17 protein-coding genes are annotated in these 15,255 nt (G+C 63.3%); 9 read left to right on the top strand and 8 right to left on the bottom strand.

All coding sequences use genetic code 11. The features are described 5' to 3' along the window. Positions 1–40 precede the first annotated feature (40 nt). The 3 genes from QA640_RS35135 to QA640_RS35125 all read left to right on the top strand — a co-directional run bounded on the left by QA640_RS35135 (position 41) and on the right by QA640_RS35125 (position 3,096). Positions 41–1,255, top strand: a complete 1,215-nt coding sequence (locus QA640_RS35135; protein ID WP_283037374.1) for a 3-keto-5-aminohexanoate cleavage protein — start codon at positions 41–43, stop codon at positions 1,253–1,255. A 61-nt stretch (positions 1,256–1,316) separates the two neighbouring features. Next, complete coding sequence (locus QA640_RS35130; protein ID WP_283037373.1) at positions 1,317–2,228, top strand: AEC family transporter; 912 nt, start codon at positions 1,317–1,319, stop codon at positions 2,226–2,228. Between the two features lie 25 nt (positions 2,229–2,253). Then, positions 2,254–3,096 (top strand): NAD(P)-dependent oxidoreductase, encoded by an 843-nt coding sequence (locus QA640_RS35125; protein WP_283037372.1) that lies wholly within the window; start codon positions 2,254–2,256, stop codon positions 3,094–3,096. Positions 3,097–3,326: 230 nt separating this feature from the next. On the opposite strand, the gene QA640_RS35120 is transcribed toward QA640_RS35125, so the two are convergent. From QA640_RS35120 to QA640_RS35090, 7 genes are read right to left on the bottom strand one after another with little or no spacing between them, the layout of a single operon-like run. Then, on the bottom strand, positions 3,327–4,118 hold the full coding sequence (locus tag QA640_RS35120) for an acetoacetate decarboxylase (RefSeq protein WP_283037371.1): 792 nt from the start codon (positions 4,116–4,118) through the stop codon (positions 3,327–3,329). Between the two features lie 29 nt (positions 4,119–4,147). Next, entirely contained in the window at positions 4,148–5,320 is a 1,173-nt protein-coding gene (locus QA640_RS35115; protein ID WP_283037370.1) for a DUF3734 domain-containing protein, read from the bottom strand. Between the two features lie 39 nt (positions 5,321–5,359). Then, positions 5,360–5,959, bottom strand: a complete 600-nt coding sequence (locus QA640_RS35110; RefSeq protein WP_283037369.1) for a PepSY domain-containing protein — start codon at positions 5,957–5,959, stop codon at positions 5,360–5,362. A gap of 23 nt (positions 5,960–5,982) precedes the next feature. After that, complete coding sequence (locus QA640_RS35105) at positions 5,983–6,264, bottom strand: hypothetical protein (RefSeq protein ID WP_283037368.1); 282 nt, start codon at positions 6,262–6,264, stop codon at positions 5,983–5,985. 58 nt (positions 6,265–6,322) lie between these two features. Next, on the bottom strand, positions 6,323–6,541 hold the full coding sequence (locus QA640_RS35100; RefSeq protein WP_283037367.1) for a hypothetical protein: 219 nt from the start codon (positions 6,539–6,541) through the stop codon (positions 6,323–6,325). A gap of 20 nt (positions 6,542–6,561) precedes the next feature. Next, positions 6,562–6,717: a hypothetical protein gene (locus tag QA640_RS35095; protein ID WP_283037366.1), complete on the bottom strand. Its 156-nt coding sequence runs from the start codon at positions 6,715–6,717 to the stop codon at positions 6,562–6,564. Further along, on the bottom strand, positions 6,714–6,914 hold the full coding sequence (locus tag QA640_RS35090) for a hypothetical protein (protein ID WP_283037365.1): 201 nt from the start codon (positions 6,912–6,914) through the stop codon (positions 6,714–6,716). Before QA640_RS35090 ends, QA640_RS35095 begins: the two co-directional genes overlap by 4 nt. Before the next feature lie 155 nt (positions 6,915–7,069). On the opposite strand from QA640_RS35090, the gene QA640_RS35085 reads away from it, so the two are divergent. Together QA640_RS35085 and QA640_RS35080 are read left to right on the top strand one after the other, a co-directional pair. Beyond that, entirely contained in the window at positions 7,070–7,324 is a 255-nt protein-coding gene (locus QA640_RS35085) for a hypothetical protein (protein WP_283037364.1), read from the top strand. Positions 7,325–7,345: 21 nt separating this feature from the next. Beyond that, the gene (locus QA640_RS35080) at positions 7,346–7,840 is read left to right on the top strand and encodes a hypothetical protein (protein WP_283037363.1); all 495 of its coding nucleotides are present in this window, start codon (positions 7,346–7,348) and stop codon (positions 7,838–7,840) included. Positions 7,841–7,980: 140 nt separating this feature from the next. On the opposite strand, the gene QA640_RS35075 is transcribed toward QA640_RS35080, so the two are convergent. Next, positions 7,981–8,634: a TetR/AcrR family transcriptional regulator gene (locus QA640_RS35075; RefSeq protein WP_283037362.1), complete on the bottom strand. Its 654-nt coding sequence runs from the start codon at positions 8,632–8,634 to the stop codon at positions 7,981–7,983. 209 nt (positions 8,635–8,843) lie between these two features. Here QA640_RS35075 and QA640_RS35070 point away from each other — a divergent pair, with 209 nt between their 5' ends. From QA640_RS35070 to QA640_RS35055, 4 genes are read left to right on the top strand one after another with little or no spacing between them, the layout of a single operon-like run. Further along, the gene (locus QA640_RS35070) at positions 8,844–9,713 is read left to right on the top strand and encodes a sensor histidine kinase (RefSeq protein ID WP_283037361.1); all 870 of its coding nucleotides are present in this window, start codon (positions 8,844–8,846) and stop codon (positions 9,711–9,713) included. Next, positions 9,710–10,825, top strand: coding sequence for an efflux RND transporter periplasmic adaptor subunit (locus tag QA640_RS35065; RefSeq protein WP_283037360.1), 1,116 nt, complete (start codon positions 9,710–9,712; stop codon positions 10,823–10,825). Before QA640_RS35070 ends, QA640_RS35065 begins: the two co-directional genes overlap by 4 nt. Further along, positions 10,822–11,898, top strand: coding sequence for an efflux RND transporter periplasmic adaptor subunit (locus QA640_RS35060; protein ID WP_283037359.1), 1,077 nt, complete (start codon positions 10,822–10,824; stop codon positions 11,896–11,898). Before QA640_RS35065 ends, QA640_RS35060 begins: the two co-directional genes overlap by 4 nt. Beyond that, positions 11,895–15,038 carry an efflux RND transporter permease subunit gene (locus QA640_RS35055; RefSeq protein ID WP_283037358.1) on the top strand — a complete coding sequence of 1,048 codons (3,144 nt, stop codon included), beginning with the start codon at positions 11,895–11,897 and terminating at the stop codon, positions 15,036–15,038. The genes QA640_RS35060 and QA640_RS35055 overlap by 4 nt, the downstream gene beginning before the upstream one ends. The last annotated feature ends 217 nt before the right edge of the window (positions 15,039–15,255 follow it).

Raw genomic sequence — 15,255 nt, 5'->3', positions numbered from 1 at the left:
CAACGATCAGATTCCCTTTCCAATAAGCAAGAGGACGAGAATGCCGAAGACCCTGATACTTGGATGCTGCTCGACCGGTGCAAAATATACGCCTCTGAATCACCATCTGTCCGGCGATGCCGTGCTCGATCGCATCTGCACCGGCGTCGACATCGCCGTCACCGAAGAGGAGATCGCGCGCGAGGTGGAGGAGCTGACCAATCTCGGCTGCCGCTATTATCACTATCATGGCCGCAATCCGTTGACTCGCGAACAGACCACGGACAACGACATATATCGCAGGGTCAGCCTGCTGGTACAGCGCCTGTCGCCCGACATGTTGATAAGCTTCGGGGCCAGCCGGAACGGCCGGGAGGTGATCCAGCGGATCAGCGCGCATGGCGAGTGGGAGCGGGTCAGCCACGCCGGCCTGTCGCTCGGCGCGGGCGGCGCACATTTCATCACAATGCAGGCCGCCATCGAGCTGCAGATCGTCTGCGACCTCGAAGATCGCATCGGTCCGCTGACCCGCGAGCTTGTCGACAGCGACTTATTCCTGCGCGAGGTCGAGCGTTATCAGCCATCGACCCGTCAGGAGGAGGTGAAGATGAACACCAACTCGACGGCGAACGGCAACAATTACGGCCGGTCATCGCCCGCGGTGCAGCTGACCGCCTATGGACAGGCGGTGGCAGCACGCCGGCGGCTGCATCTTCTCGACGAGATCGAGTGGGTCCAGACCATCCGCAGCTATGCGATGTCGCGCATGGCGATCGCGCGGCATGACATCAGGCTGGCCGGAGCCGACCAGCTCAATGTCACCCTGCTGTTCGGCTTCTCGCCGAAGCTGCCGTTCCCGGAGACCTACGATCAATTCCGGTCCGTCGTCTCCGTGGCCAAATCGCTCGAGCGCGATACCCCCGAAGGGGTGCGCAAACGAAAGGTCTCGATCACGGTCGGAGCCGCGATCCTGCCGCATCATGCCGCGCGCGAGGTTCGGGTGATGGACGTGGGGCGGTTGGCAGGCCATCCGCTCGACGCCATGCGCAGGGTGATCGGCTATGCCGCGCAGGATGACAGCGAGGTGGATGTCGTGCGCGTCGGCATGGAAGACACACCGTTCCTGCTCGGCCACGACGGCAAGATCAGGCCGACCACCAATGTCGAGCTGTGCACCGTGGCTGCCGACATGCTGGATCGTCACGGCGTCACGGTGCAGACCGATCCCTCCGATATCACCGAGCGGCGGGCTCCGTTGATGCGCGCAGCCGCATGATCAGCATTGCGCCGGGCCGGGCCGGCGCGATTCCGACAGTGCAAATCCGTTGAGAGTCATGATGACCTTGACCGTCCTCGTGCCGATTTTCGCGATGCTCGCTCTGGGCTTTGCCGCCGCCCGGAGCGGGCTGCTCACGGCAGAGGCCAATGGCGGGCTTCTCAAGCTGGTTGCCTGCTTCGCAATTCCGGCGCTCCTCTTTCGATCGCTCGCGGGAGGCGCGCCGGCGGCTGGCGACGGCGAGATAGCGTTGATCTATCTGCTCGGCTGTGCGGCACTGCTCGTCATCGCCTTCATTTACGGGCGTCTTGCGCTCGGCTTGAGTCTGGCCGAATGCGTCGTGTTCGGGATGGGCGTGATCTATTCGAACTCCTCGCTGATCGGTGTTCCGATTGCCCAGGCTTTGCTCGGGAACCAGGGCGTCGCACTGCTGAGCCAGATCATCGCCATTCACACGCTCGTCCTGATTCCGCTCGCTACGCTGTTGCTGGCATTCGGCAACAGCGCAAGGGGAGGCTCGAAAGCGCTGATGTCCGCAATCAGCAACCCGATGACAGTCGCTCTGGCCGCCGGCCTCGTCTGGCGCCGCACCGGGCTCGCTGTTCCGGAGCCGATCGATCACGTCATCGGCATGCTGGCGGCCGCGGCGCCGGCATTGTCGTTGATTGCACTGGGGGCGACCGTGGCGCGCGTGCCGCTGCCGACCAATTTCGCGGCGCCAGTCGCGGCGGTCGTGCTCAAGCTCGTCATTCACCCGCTGCTGATCTGGTCGATTGCGCATGCGATGGGTTTGCCCAAGGAGCAGATCCTGATCGCAACGATGACCGCGGCGCTGCCACCCGGCATCAACGTCTATGTCCTGGCGTCGCATTTTGGTCGCCATGCCGAGGACGCCGCGCGCTCGTTCGCGCTGGCGACGACGCTGTCGGCCGTCAGCATTTCCATTGTCGTCCAGGCGATCGCCTGGCGCTGAGTCCAGTCACGAAGGGAGAGCACGCATGACACCGACAATTGCGATCATCGCACCTGGTGCAATGGGAAGCGCCATCGCGGCACGCCTGAACCGGCAGGGCGTGAAGGTCCTCACGTCCCTCGAGGGCCGCGGCTCCAAGAGCAGGGCACGGGCGGAGGCGGCGGGCATGCAGCATGCCGAGGATCAGCGCCTGGTGGACGAAGCCGGCGTGATCTTCTCGATCGTGCCGCCAAGCGAGGCGAATGCGCTTGCCCAGCGCTTCGCCGTGAGACTTGGGCGCGCCGTTCATGCGCCGCTCTTCGTCGATTGCAACGCCGTCGGCGTCTCGACGATGACAGGCATCGACCGTCTGTTCCGGCGCGCTGGCGCGCGCCTCGTTGACGGCGCAATCATCGGCTTTCCGCCGAAAGGCGATGATCCGGGACCCGCCTTTTATTTTTCGGGCGATGCGGCGCCGGAACTCAAGGAGTTGACGAAGTATGGTCTCGACGTCCGCATCGTCGACGGTCCAATTGGTGCGGCCTCGGCATTGAAGCTGTCCTACGCGGGCATTACCAAGGGGCTGGTGGCGATCGCGACCGCGATGGTGCTGGCTGCCGAACGCGCGGGAGCAAGCTCTGCGCTGAAGGCGGAACTGGCGGCGAGCCAGCCGCAACTGTTGGCCCGCTTCGCCAAGACGCTGCCGGACATGTACCCGAAAGCCTATCGCTGGGTCGAGGAGATGCACGCGATCTCCGAGTTCATCGGCGGGGAGTTCCCGGAAGCGCTGATCTACAAGGGTGCGGCCGGTCTCTATGAGCGGATTGCTGCCGACGTCTCGGAGGAGGGTGACGCGTGCGGGCGCATCGATGCTTTCCTGGCGTCGTAGCGGTGCCAACGGCTGCGGAGACGTAGCGCGATCGCCGCGAATCCTCGCAGACGACGTGTCTTCGAACCGGAGCCCTTCAGCGCATTCCAGGCTGCCTGATTGGCTTGATCGAACGACTTGCGGGATTCCGCGAGCGCTGCGCTTAGGACGGACCATGACTCGCTGCCAGCTTGCTTCAGATTCTGCAGGCGTGCTTCCGCCTCTGATGCATCGGATTTCATCTGCTGAAGCTAAAAGACCAGAGCTTTGCCACGTGCTTGAATAGCGTCGCGCGCCGGCTGTTGCAGATAGTCGTGCACCACCTTGCCGAGGCCGAGCGTGAGGTCGGCGCGGATGTGGACGGCTGAGACGATCTCCAGGACCGGCAGTTCGGCGACAGGCGCCAAGGCGTGTGGGGTAAGGGCCAGGGCCGCCGGTCCGGTCCATGCACCTTTCAGCACGATGTCCTCGAGATGATATTGAACGAGCTCGCAGATGCGTGGGCTGCCGTCGACGTGCGGGATGATCTTGAGCAGGAAGTTCGGCTCGCTAAGCGTGGCCTTGACCTTCGCCAGGTCGGCTTCGCGGTGCTTGTAGCCCATCGTCCCCGTGGCGACACGGAGCGGGCCGTAATCCAGCGTGCCGATCAGGGTGTCGATCTCGGTCCGCAACGTCGGCTGTGCGAGCTTTTTCGGGAAGCCCCATAGCTCGCGCCCGCCCGCAATGGGTCCTTCGTCGTTGAGGAACATGCAATGGGTGTAGCTGCCCTTGCGCCCGCGGAAGGAGACGGGGATGACCTGTCCGCTTTCCGTGTAGTCGCCAAAGCCGTTGGAATCGGGCATGCGGATGAACTCGTATTTGACGAGAGCTTCTCGCTCGTCGACCTCGAGTGGACCCGGAACCACGGCCCGGAGCTTTGTCGGATCAGTATGATAGGTGATGATCAGGTACTCGCGATCGACGAACCGGTAGGGCCCGGGCGAATAGGCCGGGTTGGTCAGTGGCATGGCGAAGGCCCGTTGTTTCACATCAGTCTCGCGCATTTGCGTTATCTCCAGGCGATGAGGTTCGGTTACTCGCGGCCGTCGTGTTCGAGATCGAAGGTGAAGACCCCGTCAGGACTCGAAGGCCGAGCGAGCACCTCGGGATGGCGCAAGGTGCGCAATGCGTCGTGATAGCCGGCAAGCCAATGGTCCTGCATGGACAGCCGCGAGAACTCGTAGTCCTTGGAATGCCCCTCGTGATTGCGCGCGCGATAGATCAAGTGGACGATGTTATAGACGTTACGCGAGACCGCCGTGCTGAGCAGTTTCACGGTTTCATGCTGACTGAGATCGTCGGGCAGCCTCCCCAATAGATCGGTGAGTGCGCGCCGCAGGCGCTGCACGTGCTTGAACTGGTCGGTGCTGGCGCGCGTGCGGCTCGAATACTGGATTTCCTTGTGCCGCGTGACGACCTCAGCCATGTTGCGGGGAAGTTGACCGCGCGCGCTCCAGAGGTCGACCTGGAATGCGAGCATGTCCTGCGGGGCATCAGATTCGATCACCCACTGCAGCGGCGTGTTGGAGACGAGACCGCCATCCCAATAGTGCTCGCCCTCGATCTCCACCGCCGGAAAGCCCGGCGGCAGCGCGCCGCTCGCCATGATGTGCTCCGGCCGGATCGTATGGGTCGTGTTGTCGAAATAGACGAAATTGCCGGTTCGGACGTTGACCGCGCCGGCGCTGAAGCGCGTCATCCCGGCATTGATACGATCGAAATCGACCAAGCGCTCCAGCGTGGTCTTGAGCGCGCGTGTGTCATAGATGCTGGTCGCATCGCTGGCTCCGCCGGGCTGCAGCCAGGGCAGGACGGGACGGGCGGAGAAGAATCCGGTGGCGCCACACGTGGCCGCCAGACCTGCGCTCATCTGGTTGATGAGGTTGCGCGTATTGTCGCTCCGCGCCCAATCCAGGAAAGGATTGCCGGACCAATCCCAGGGGGCCGTCGAGGTCACCTGGGTCCAGAAATCGCGCAGGCGGTTGACACGGGACTCGGGCGGATTGCCAGCGATGATGGCGGCATTGATGGCTCCGATCGAGATGCCAGCAACCCAGTCGGGATGAATGCTGGCTTCGGCCAAGGCTTCGTACACGCCCGCCTGGTACGCGCCAAGCGCACCGCCGCCTTGCAACAGCAGCGCGATGCAGTCGAACGGAAGCTGCCGTTGTGCGGATGAGAGCTGTGATCGAGGCTGGAAGTTCATGGCGTGTGTGCTCTTTGAGTGCTGATGAACATGCTCGTGTTAATGGCGGCTCGTGTCTTGCTTTCCGACCTTGGGAGGCTCGAGCAGCACCTCCTTCAAATGGTCCCCGGAGGCGACGACGATCACGAAGTTGAGTTTGCCGTCCTGTCGGATCAGTCCACCGGCCAGCGCGCTGCCGGCCGCCGCTTTCTCGGCGACCTGCACGGCATCCGACAATTCCGGCTTGATCCATTTCAAGGCGACGATGTTGGCGAGGTCTTCCCGATCGAGCTCCTTCAGCGACGACGTCATCTCCTTGCCGGTGATGCTTCCGGTATTTGCGTCGATGGCGTTCTCCCACACGTGCTCATTCCGGATCGTGCGAACGCGGTAGACGGGCGGGCCGTCGATCTCGAAGCTGATGTCGGCGGTCTTCGAACCGTCATGCAGGCGCTCCGCGATCGCCATCGCCCGGCTGAGCGGGACGCGTATGGTGCGAAATTCCGAAAGCACGCGTTGGATAGCGGCCTCTTCGACCTGGCTTTGCGCGCTCGCGCTTCGGCTGTCTGCATCTGCAGATTTTTGTACGTCAGCGACGGCGCCGGTCGCGGCGAGCGTGGCGGACCACATGATCAGGGCAAACAAATGCTGCTTCGACATCGGATCAATCTCGGTGTGGTTGGTCAATCGCCTGCGACGGGCGTGTGAGCGACGACGATCTCCTTGTCGGAGGGCGTGGGCAGCGACTGATTGGTATCGATCACGACGCGCTCCGGTGCCTTCACGTCGGAGTGAATGCGGATCGGAGGCCGCGCAGGATCCGGCTCCGCGAAGCGGCTTGGCAGTTGGGCCGGGAGCACCCAACCGGTTGCCCAAAGCAAGCAGAGCAGGGCGGCGCCGACCGACAGAAAATAGCCGCGCAAGGGAAGGGCGGTGTCGGTCGATCGGCTCGTGCGCATTGACATGACGGATCGTCGGCTCACGGCACGCGGCTCCCGACAACGGCATCACTCTGTCGCATCGTCAGATACTCCACGGGCGCGGATGCCGGCGCGCACGTTCGGCGTCGAGATAACCGCGCTCGTCGAGCCATTCGGTTGGACAATAGGCTGCGGCCTTCGGATCGATCATGAGCCCGTCACGCTGGAGCGCTGACCGTGTTCCGGTCACACCAGTCCACACGACCTCGCCGCTGGTCGGGTCCACTTCCATTCCGTCAAAGACTTCGATGAAGTTCAGCATCTCGGTTCCCAAGTCTTTCCTCACGCCGTGTGCGTGAGGCGGTTGATTTCATCAGGCGCAATGCGTCTGCGCGCGAGTTCGGACTCGATCACGTCGAACACGCATTCGACCGGCGCGATCCAGACGTTGACCCAGTAGATGATGCAGTCGCGGGCGATCAGCAGGGCCGGTGTCATGCGACCGTCCTCCGCTCCAGCCGGACGGTGCTGGGTTGGCGTGTGGCGAGCGTATGAGCCCACGCGATCATCGCGATCGCGACGCCAAGCAGCAGGCTCAGGGCCACGAGGAACAAGGCGACAATGACGTTCAGCGATGCGGCGGCGAGGCCGGGCAACGGATTTTCGCGCATCAACGCAAACAGCAGTGTTGACATTCCGCGTCTCCTTAATAAAATACACCGTATAGGTCATATAAATCATGCGCTGCGGCCGAAGTCAAGACGAGTGCGTCACAAGCGCGTGTGCAGGATCAGGGCGGCGAAGCTCCGCCAGGTTCAACCAGAAGCCTTGAGCAGAGAAGGGATCTGACATGACGAGATTGATGCCGGCGTTGTTCGTAGCGGCCGTAGTCGCGCTTGGCAGCGCAGCAGCTTTTGCCCAGGAGAACCGCGGCACACCGGAGCAGCGGGCGGCTTGCACGCCAGACGCCTTTCGCCTGTGCAGTGCCTACATTCCCGATCCATCCGGAGTCGAAGCCTGTCTGCGGCTCAGGAAATCGGATCTGAGCGAAGCCTGTAAAGCGGTGTTCGAGCAGGCGTCCACCGGATCAGTCAGGGGCAGATAACCACCGACGTTGCGGCGTGATGTGACCTGGGCTGCCTTGGACCACATCCGCACTGCAACGGGATACAGGAGCGATCTTATGAGCACGGTGTACATACCGGCCCTGGCTGCCTTCGGCGGCTCTGCGTTCGGCGCGCTCTCGACCATCGTCAGTGGATGGTTTAGCGGACGCCGAAGGCGTCGCGAGCTTCATCATGCCCGCTCCTTCTCGAAGCGCGAACAATTGTACCATAGCTTCATCGAGGAGGCATCACGGCTCTATGCCGAGGCCCTGGTCAATGATCAGGCCGAAATCCCGCAACTGGTCAGCCTCTATACACTGGTCGGGCGCATGCGGATCTTGTCGAGCAACGAGGTCGTTCAGGCCGCCGAGAGAGCCGGGCACCTGATCATCGAAACGTATCTTTCGCCAAATCGCACATTCGTCGATCTCCCCAGATTCATCGAGGAAATGGATCCCTTGCGCGATTTCGGGGAGGCCTGTCGCCGCGAGCTGATGAACCTTCCGGCGCAGTGAGAGACGTTATGCGCAGGCAGATTGAAGATCGAACGAGCAGCGCCCCCCGAAGGATCTTGCAGACCGCCATTCATCTCTATGGCGAGATGGGACACAACAAGAATGCGAATGCTTCCAAGCCAACCGTTCAAAAAAGACAGCTAGTACGACCAGTCCGTCTCGCAGGCTGCCAGGAAAAAGCCGACGCGCTCGCGCACGAATCCCGGAAGTTCCTTCTTCAGGTCCTTCTGAGTTTCACCGACGAGTGAACGAAACAGCATCGGTAGCAGAATCAGGTCGAGAAAGATCTGCGCGGTAGCACGGCTTCGCTTGGCGCTGAAAGGGCTCTTCGGGGTGCGAGCGAGCTTCTGCGTGGCGTCGTCCAGCAGCTGGGACACCGCGGCCAGGGAGCGATCGCGCGCAGCGTCGTGAACGTTGCGGCTCAGTTCGGGGAACCGCTGCGATTCCGCGATCGTCACGCGCACCATGCCGAGCGATTCTTCGACCACTCTTTCGACGATGGCTGTCCCCAGGCTCATCAACTTGTCCTCGATGGTGCGGCCCTCGGGCGAGAAGCCCTCGAAGTCCGTCAAGCCGTCGATGGTGCGGGCAACCACCGCCGCGAACAGCGCGTCCTTGCCGGGGAAATGGGCGTAGATCGTTGGCTTGCTCGCAGGAGCGAGCTCGGAAATGTCGTCGATGCTGGCGCTGCGGTACCCCTTCTCCAGAAACAGCTGCTGGGCAGCGTCGAGGATTCGCGCCTGCGCGTCGCCGGCAAGATCCTTGGGCGGTCTGCCACGCTTCGTCTTCTTCATTTTGGACCTCCGAATTCACGAGTCTGTGCGCATTGCTTTCCGACTTGACACGACGGGTGAAGAAAGGCAAGAAAAAGAAAATATACGGTATAGTTTATTAACTCGTCAGGTCGCAACGCTTCGCAGGCTTGGCGAGTGCTCCCGAAAGGTCGGGGTCGCAAAGGTGGAGCGTTTGCCCCCCGATCGTTCGTGTCGAATAGGAGAATGTCGTGACTGTTTTGAACCCGGACCGGCCCGGCTTGCAGGAAGGCGTGCTGCTGCGCGAGCTGCATCACAGGGTCACCAACGGTGTTGCCTTCGCCATCGACCTGGTCTCCGCCGCCGCCATCCGGGCCGAGGGGACGGAAGCCAAGTGCGCGCTCAGCGATGTCGTCGAGCTGCTGCATGGCTACGCCGATGTGCATCGTGCGCTGGCCATGCCCGCGGGTGAAACGCTGATTCATGCCGCGACCTACATTCGCAAACTGGGCCTTGGCATGCGCCGGGCACTCCTGGACCGGATGAACATTCAGCTGGCATTCGCGACCCAGTCCCTCGCGCTTCAGCCGGAGCGCTGCTGGCATCTGGGGCTGATCGTCCATGAGCTCGTGATGCACGCGACAAGGCACGCTTGTTTCGACGCACGGGCCGGGCAGATCAGGATCAAGCTGACGCGTACCGGTGCGCTGGTGAACTGCATGATCCTGGACAACGGCTCGCGTCCCGCGCGGGAGACTTCCGACCGCGAATTGCGAATTGCCAGGGATATCGCGCGGGTCCTCGGCGGCCGGATTGAGCAGGGCTTCGGCCCCGAATTCACCTCGATCGTCCTCTCGTTCCCGCTGACCGAACGCGAACGGGGCGCAAACTGGTCGATCGCAACGCGCCAGATGAGGGCTCTGCGCCGCACGAGAGCCACCGCTACAAACGAAGCAGTGCTCACCGCAAGCGCCGCGGCCGATCAACGCGGGCCCACCGCTGTGACAGATCCCTTTGCGGGACGACTGCGCCAGCAAGAACGCGAATTGGTCGTCCCTCACCAATCCGCCGATGCGCTTGGCGGGCTGTTGTCGCCTTCCCATCATACGGACGCGCCATGACAAGCCAATCCTCCAACCCCGTTCGAACGCCACATGTGGGGAAGGCCCTCGCCGCAGCGACCGTGCTTGCCAGCGTTGCGCTGACTGGTTGCAACGATCACGCGGCGCAGACGACCACACGGGCAACGCTGGTCAGGACCACGATCGTGCAGCCGCGCGACCGGCAAGCCGCCATCACATTGACCGGAGAGGTCCAGGCGCGCTTCCGTGCCGACCTTTCGTTCCGCGTCAGCGGACGTGTGATCGCTCGCACCGTGGACGTTGGTGCTCACGTCAACAAGGGCGACGTCCTCGCCCGGCTCGATCCGGCCGAGCAACAGGCCGATGTCGATGCCGCGACCGCGGCAGTGGCCTCCGCCGAAGCCCAGCTGCGCGTGGCGAAGGCTACGTTCGAGCGGCAGAAAGCGCTGATCGCAAGCGGCTTCACCACCCGGACCGTCTACGACCAGGCCCAGGAAGGCTTGCGGATGGCGGAGGGTGTGCTGGAAGCGGCCAAGGCGCAGCTGGGCACTTCAGCGGATGCGCTTGGCTATACCGTGCTGCATGCCGAAGCGGACGGCGTCATTACCGCACGAAATCTCGAGGTCGGCCAGGTCGTTCCGGCTGCCCAGCCCGTGTTCTCGCTTGCTCAGGACGGGGAGCGGGATGCCGTCTTCGAGGTCTACGAATCCGTCTTCCTTGGCCAGACCGAGAGCCGCCGCGTGACGCTGGCGCTAGTCTCCGATCCCGACGTGATAGCGACGGGAGAGGTGAGAGAGATTTCACCTGTTATCGACGCGAAGAGCTCCACGATCCGCGTCAAGGTGTCTATCGACACTCCGCCGGCCGCGATGACGCTGGGCAGCGCCGTCGCCGGAACGGTCAATGCGAAAGCTCAGCAGGAGATCACCTTGCCCTGGAGTGCGCTGATGGCCACCGGCACGAAGCCCGCGGTCTGGACGGTCGATCCGAAGACGCAGACAGCGTCGCTGAAGCCGGTCACGGTCGGCGCATACGAGGCCGGTCAGGTGCTGATCAAGGCAGGCCTCGAGCCCGGCGAGCGTGTCGTCGTCGACGGCGGCAAGCTTCTGAGCGTCGGCCAGTCCGTCACCGAAGAAGGAGCTCGGTCATGAAGCGACGGGGCGTGATGATCGCTGGCACGCTCGCGGCGGCCTCGTTGCTCGCCGGCTGTCAGCAGGAGACGAGCGCGCCTGAGCCGGTGCGCCCGGTGCTCTCGATGCTAGCCAAACCGAACAGCGGAGACAGTACGCTTGCCGTCGGTGTCGTCGAGCCGCGCTACAAGACCAATCTTGGCTTTCGCGTGCTCGGACGGCTGACCTCGCGTCCTGTCTACGCTGGTGACATCGTCAGGGAAGGACAGATCATCGGCACGATCGATCCCACCGCGCTCGATCTCGCCGTTCGCGCGGCGAGGGCGCAGCTGGCGAAGGCCGAGGCGCAGCTTGCGACGGCCAAGGCTACGGAGGAGCGGCAACGCACGCTCATCACCAGCGATGCGACGACGAAGCAGACACTCGACAATGCAGAGCAGGCGCGCGCCGGCGCCGAAGCGAGCGTCGCGCAGGAGCAGGCGAGCCTGACCAAGGCAATCGAGCAGCTCGGCTATGCCCAGATCAAGGCCGACTTCGGCGGCGTCGTCACCGCCGTCGGAGCGGAAGTCGGCCAGGTGGTCTCGCCCGGTCAAACCGTGGTGATGGTCGCGCGCCCGGACATTCGCGAGGCGGTCGTCGACATCGGGGAAGACCTCCCGGTCCCGCTCGAAGTAGGTCTGCCGTTCACCGTCAGTCCCCAGCTTCTGCCCGCCGTTCAGGTTGTGGGCAGGATTCGCGAGATCGCGCCGCAAGCGGATCCCGTGACGCGGCTGCGGCGCGTCCGGATTGCACTCGACAACCCGCCCGAAAGCTTCCGTCTCGGCGCAACCGTCACGGCAAAGCTGGGCAAGGAGCAGGCCAAGGTGCTGCGCCTGCCTGCGTCAGCGGTGCTCGCCAAGAATGGCGCCGATTTCGTCTGGGTGGTCGATCAATCCACCAGCACCGTCTCCTTGCAGAAAATCGAGGGTATCGCCGAGCCGGCGGGCATCCGCGTCACCGGCGGGCTTGCCGCAGGCACTCGCGTCGTCACCGCCGGCATTCACAGCCTCAAGCCGGGACAGCACGTCCGCATCGAACAGGATCAAGAGCCATGAAGTCGTTCAACCTCTCCGACTGGGCGCTCGGGCATCGCTCGCTCGTCTGGTATTTCATGATCGCCTTCATGGCGGCCGGCCTGTTTGCCTATCTTCAGCTCGGGCGTCAGGAAGACCCTGACTTCACCATCAAGACCATGGTGATCCAGGCGCAATGGCCCGGCGCCTCGCCCGAGGAGATGACGCGCCAGGTCACCGACCGGATCGAGAAGAAGCTGGAGGAGCTCGAATCGCTCGACTACACCAAGAGCGTGACGGTCGCGGGCCAGACCACCGTCTTCGTCTACTTGCGCGATTCGACCAAGGCGGCCGACGTCAAGCCGACCTGGGTGCGCGTCCGCAACATGATCGCGGACATCAGGGGCGATTTCCCGCAAGGCGTGATCGGACCCGGCTTCAACGAACGCTTCGGCGACGTCTTTGGCAACATCTATGCCTTCACCAGCGACGGCTTGAGCCAGCGGCAGCTCCGCGACCAGGTCGAGGACATCCGCGCCAAGGTGCTGACCGTGCCTGATGTCGGCAAGGTCGACATTCTCGGCGCGCAGGACGAGGTGATCTATCTCGAATTTTCCACCCGCAAGATCGCGGCGCTCGGCCTCGACATCCACGCCATCATGAATTCGCTTCAAGGGCAGAATGCGGTGGCACCCTCCGGCATGCTCCAGGAGGGGCCGGAGCGGATCAGTGTGCGCGTGAACGGCCAGTTCACCTCGGAAGCGAGCCTGAAGGCGGTCAATCTTCGCATCAACGATCGCTTTTTCCCGCTGACCGATGTTGCGACCATCACGCGTGGTTACGCCGATCCGCCCTCAACGCTGTTCCGATACAACGGCCAGCCTGCCATTGCCCTCGCGATCGGCATGAAGTCCGGTGCCAACCTGCTCCAGTTCGGCGAGGCGCTGAAGGAGGAGATGACGAAGATCATCGCCGACCTGCCGATCGGCGTCGGAGTGCACCTCGTTGCCGACCAGCCCGTGGTGGTCGAACACGCCGTCTCGGGCTTCACCGAAGCGCTGTTCGAGGCCGTGATCATCGTGCTCGGCATCAGCTTCCTGAGCCTGGGCATGCGGGCCGGCCTCGTGGTCGCGATCGCCATTCCGCTCGTGCTCGCGATCACCTTCGTCGTGATGGCCTATTGCGGCATCTCGCTGCAACGCATTTCGCTGGGGGCCCTGATCATCGCGCTTGGCCTGCTGGTCGACGATGCCATGATCGCGGTCGAGATGATGGTGGCGCGGCTCGAGATCGGCGATCCCCTCGAAAAGGCGGCAACCCACGTTTATACGTCGACCGCATTTCCGATGTTGACGGGAACGCTGGTCACCGTGGCCGGCTTCATCCCGATCGGGCTCAACAGCAGCAACGCCGGCGAGTTCACCTTCACCTTGTTCGTGGTGATCGCGGTATCTCTGATCGTCTCATGGATCGTGGCCGTATTGTTCACGCCGCTTCTCGGCGTCACCATCCTGCCTGCGAAAATGAAGGGACATCACGAGCAGAAGGGCCGCCTGGCGCAGATGTTCGCGCGCCTGCTGCTGTTCTGCATGCATCACCGCTGGAGCACCGTCGCCGTGACGGCCGGCGTCTTCCTTCTCGCCCTGTTCGGCTTGCAGTTCGTGCAACAGCAGTTCTTTCCTTCGTCAGACCGTGCCGAGCTCGTCATCGACTGGAACCTGCCGCAGAACGCTTCGATCACCGAGACCAACACGCAGATGGCTCGCTTCGAGCGCGAGCAGTTGCAGGGCAATAACTCGGTCGAGCACTGGTCCACCTATGTCGGCACCGGTGCGCCGCGCTTCGTGCTGTCGTTCGACCTGCAGACCGCCAACACCTGGTTCGGCCAGCAGGTGATCGTGACCAAAGGCGGCATCGCCGCGCGCGACAAGCTCAAGTCGCAGTTCGAGGACTATTTGAGGAAGACCTTCCCGGGCACCGACACCTACGTCAAGCTGCTCGAGGTCGGCCCTCCCGTCGGCCGTCCGGTGCAATACCGCCTGAGCGGTCCTGACATCGCTGAGGTCCGCGACCTCTCGCAGAAGCTTGCCGGCGTCATTCGCAGCAGTCCTGATCTCGGCAACGTGGTGTTCGACTGGATGGAGCCGGCGCGTGTCGTCAAGGTCGATGTGCTCCAGGACAAGGCGCGCCAGCTCGGCGTGACCTCGGAAGACATCGCTACCACCCTGAATTCGGTGCTCCAGGGCTCGCCGATCACGCAGGTGCGCGACAGCATCTATCTGGTCAATGTCACGGGACGAGCGACTGCGCCGGAACGCGCCTCGATCGACACGCTGCGCGACCTGCAGATGACCGGGCTCGGCGGCCAATCGGTGCCGCTCGGGGCCGTCGCCAATCTGCGCTACGAGCTGGAGCAGCCCACGATCTGGCGGCGGGCGCGGATTCCCACGATCACGCTGAAGGCCGGCGTCGTCAGTGACGTTCAGCCGAAGACGATCGTCGACCAACTCGCGCCGAGGGTGGCGGAATTTGCAAAGCAGCTGCCCGCGGGCTATTCGATCAAGATCGGCGGCTCAGTGGAAGAGAGCGCCAAGAGCCAGGGGCCGATCATCGCGGTCGTGCCGTTGATGCTGTTCGTCATGGCTACCGTGCTGATGGTACAGCTGCAGAGCTTTTCGCGCCTGTTCCTGGTGTTCGCGGTTGCGCCGCTCGCGTTGATCGGCGTCGTCATGGCCATGTTGCCGAGCGGTGCGCCTCTGGGCTTTGTGGCCATCCTCGGCGTGCTGGCCCTCATCGGCATCCTGGTCCGAAACTCCGTGATCCTGATCGTGCAGATCGAGGATCTCAAGAGGGAGGGCAGGCCGGCTTGGGATGCCGTAGTGGAAGCGACCGAGCATCGCATGCGGCCGATCTTGCTCACGGCCGCCGCGGCAAGTCTCGCGCTCATTCCAATCGCGCGGGAGATTTTCTGGGGCCCGATGGCCTATGCCATGATGGGCGGCATCATCGTCGGCACGCTGCTGACGCTGCTGTTTCTGCCGGCGCTTTACGTGGCGTGGTTCAGGATCCAGCCGGACGGCGAGGACAGATCGCCTCCCCAGGAACGCGGAACTCCTGCGTATGATACAGAGGCCGGACTGACGGCTACTCACGAAGCGCCCGCGCTTGCGCTCGAGCCGTAAATCTAGAGCCGTTTGGAAATGGAGAGGGTTACGACGATGCGGGTGATCCCGGCCCTGTCGGCCTATCTCCAGGGCCTTCATCCAATATAGGCCGCGCAGACTACTCGGTGGAGCTCCGTTGGGTGCCCATCGTAGAATAGGATGTTGCAGCGAGGAAAACGGACGAGCAGCCGAAAGGTGCGCTCTTGCTTTTGGCAGATGGTCCGCTTCACTAAGA

Source organism: Bradyrhizobium sp. CB82, from assembly GCF_029714405.1.
GTDB lineage: Bacteria > Pseudomonadota > Alphaproteobacteria > Rhizobiales > Xanthobacteraceae > Bradyrhizobium.
Note: the sequence above shows the minus strand (reverse complement) of the source record. Positions and strands in the feature narration are given on the sequence as shown.

Bases quoted from the DNA above. Each gene is read 5' to 3' on its own strand.
- QA640_RS35135 (WP_283037374.1), top strand. From the start codon at position 41: ATGCCGAAGACCCTGATACTTGGATGCTGCTCGACCGGTGCAAAATAT.
- QA640_RS35130 (WP_283037373.1), top strand. From the start codon at position 1,317: ATGACCTTGACCGTCCTCGTGCCGATTTTCGCGATGCTCGCTCTGGGC.
- QA640_RS35125 (WP_283037372.1), top strand. From the start codon at position 2,254: ATGACACCGACAATTGCGATCATCGCACCTGGTGCAATGGGAAGCGCC.
- QA640_RS35120 (WP_283037371.1), bottom strand. From the start codon at position 4,118: ATGCGCGAGACTGATGTGAAACAACGGGCCTTCGCCATGCCACTGACC.
- QA640_RS35115 (WP_283037370.1), bottom strand. From the start codon at position 5,320: ATGAACTTCCAGCCTCGATCACAGCTCTCATCCGCACAACGGCAGCTT.
- QA640_RS35110 (WP_283037369.1), bottom strand. From the start codon at position 5,959: ATGTCGAAGCAGCATTTGTTTGCCCTGATCATGTGGTCCGCCACGCTC.
- QA640_RS35105 (WP_283037368.1), bottom strand. From the start codon at position 6,264: ATGTCAATGCGCACGAGCCGATCGACCGACACCGCCCTTCCCTTGCGC.
- QA640_RS35100 (WP_283037367.1), bottom strand. From the start codon at position 6,541: ATGCTGAACTTCATCGAAGTCTTTGACGGAATGGAAGTGGACCCGACC.
- QA640_RS35095 (WP_283037366.1), bottom strand. From the start codon at position 6,717: ATGACACCGGCCCTGCTGATCGCCCGCGACTGCATCATCTACTGGGTC.
- QA640_RS35090 (WP_283037365.1), bottom strand. From the start codon at position 6,914: ATGTCAACACTGCTGTTTGCGTTGATGCGCGAAAATCCGTTGCCCGGC.
- QA640_RS35085 (WP_283037364.1), top strand. From the start codon at position 7,070: ATGACGAGATTGATGCCGGCGTTGTTCGTAGCGGCCGTAGTCGCGCTT.
- QA640_RS35075 (WP_283037362.1), bottom strand. From the start codon at position 8,634: ATGAAGAAGACGAAGCGTGGCAGACCGCCCAAGGATCTTGCCGGCGAC.
- QA640_RS35065 (WP_283037360.1), top strand. From the start codon at position 9,710: ATGACAAGCCAATCCTCCAACCCCGTTCGAACGCCACATGTGGGGAAG.
- QA640_RS35060 (WP_283037359.1), top strand. From the start codon at position 10,822: ATGAAGCGACGGGGCGTGATGATCGCTGGCACGCTCGCGGCGGCCTCG.
- QA640_RS35055 (WP_283037358.1), top strand. From the start codon at position 11,895: ATGAAGTCGTTCAACCTCTCCGACTGGGCGCTCGGGCATCGCTCGCTC.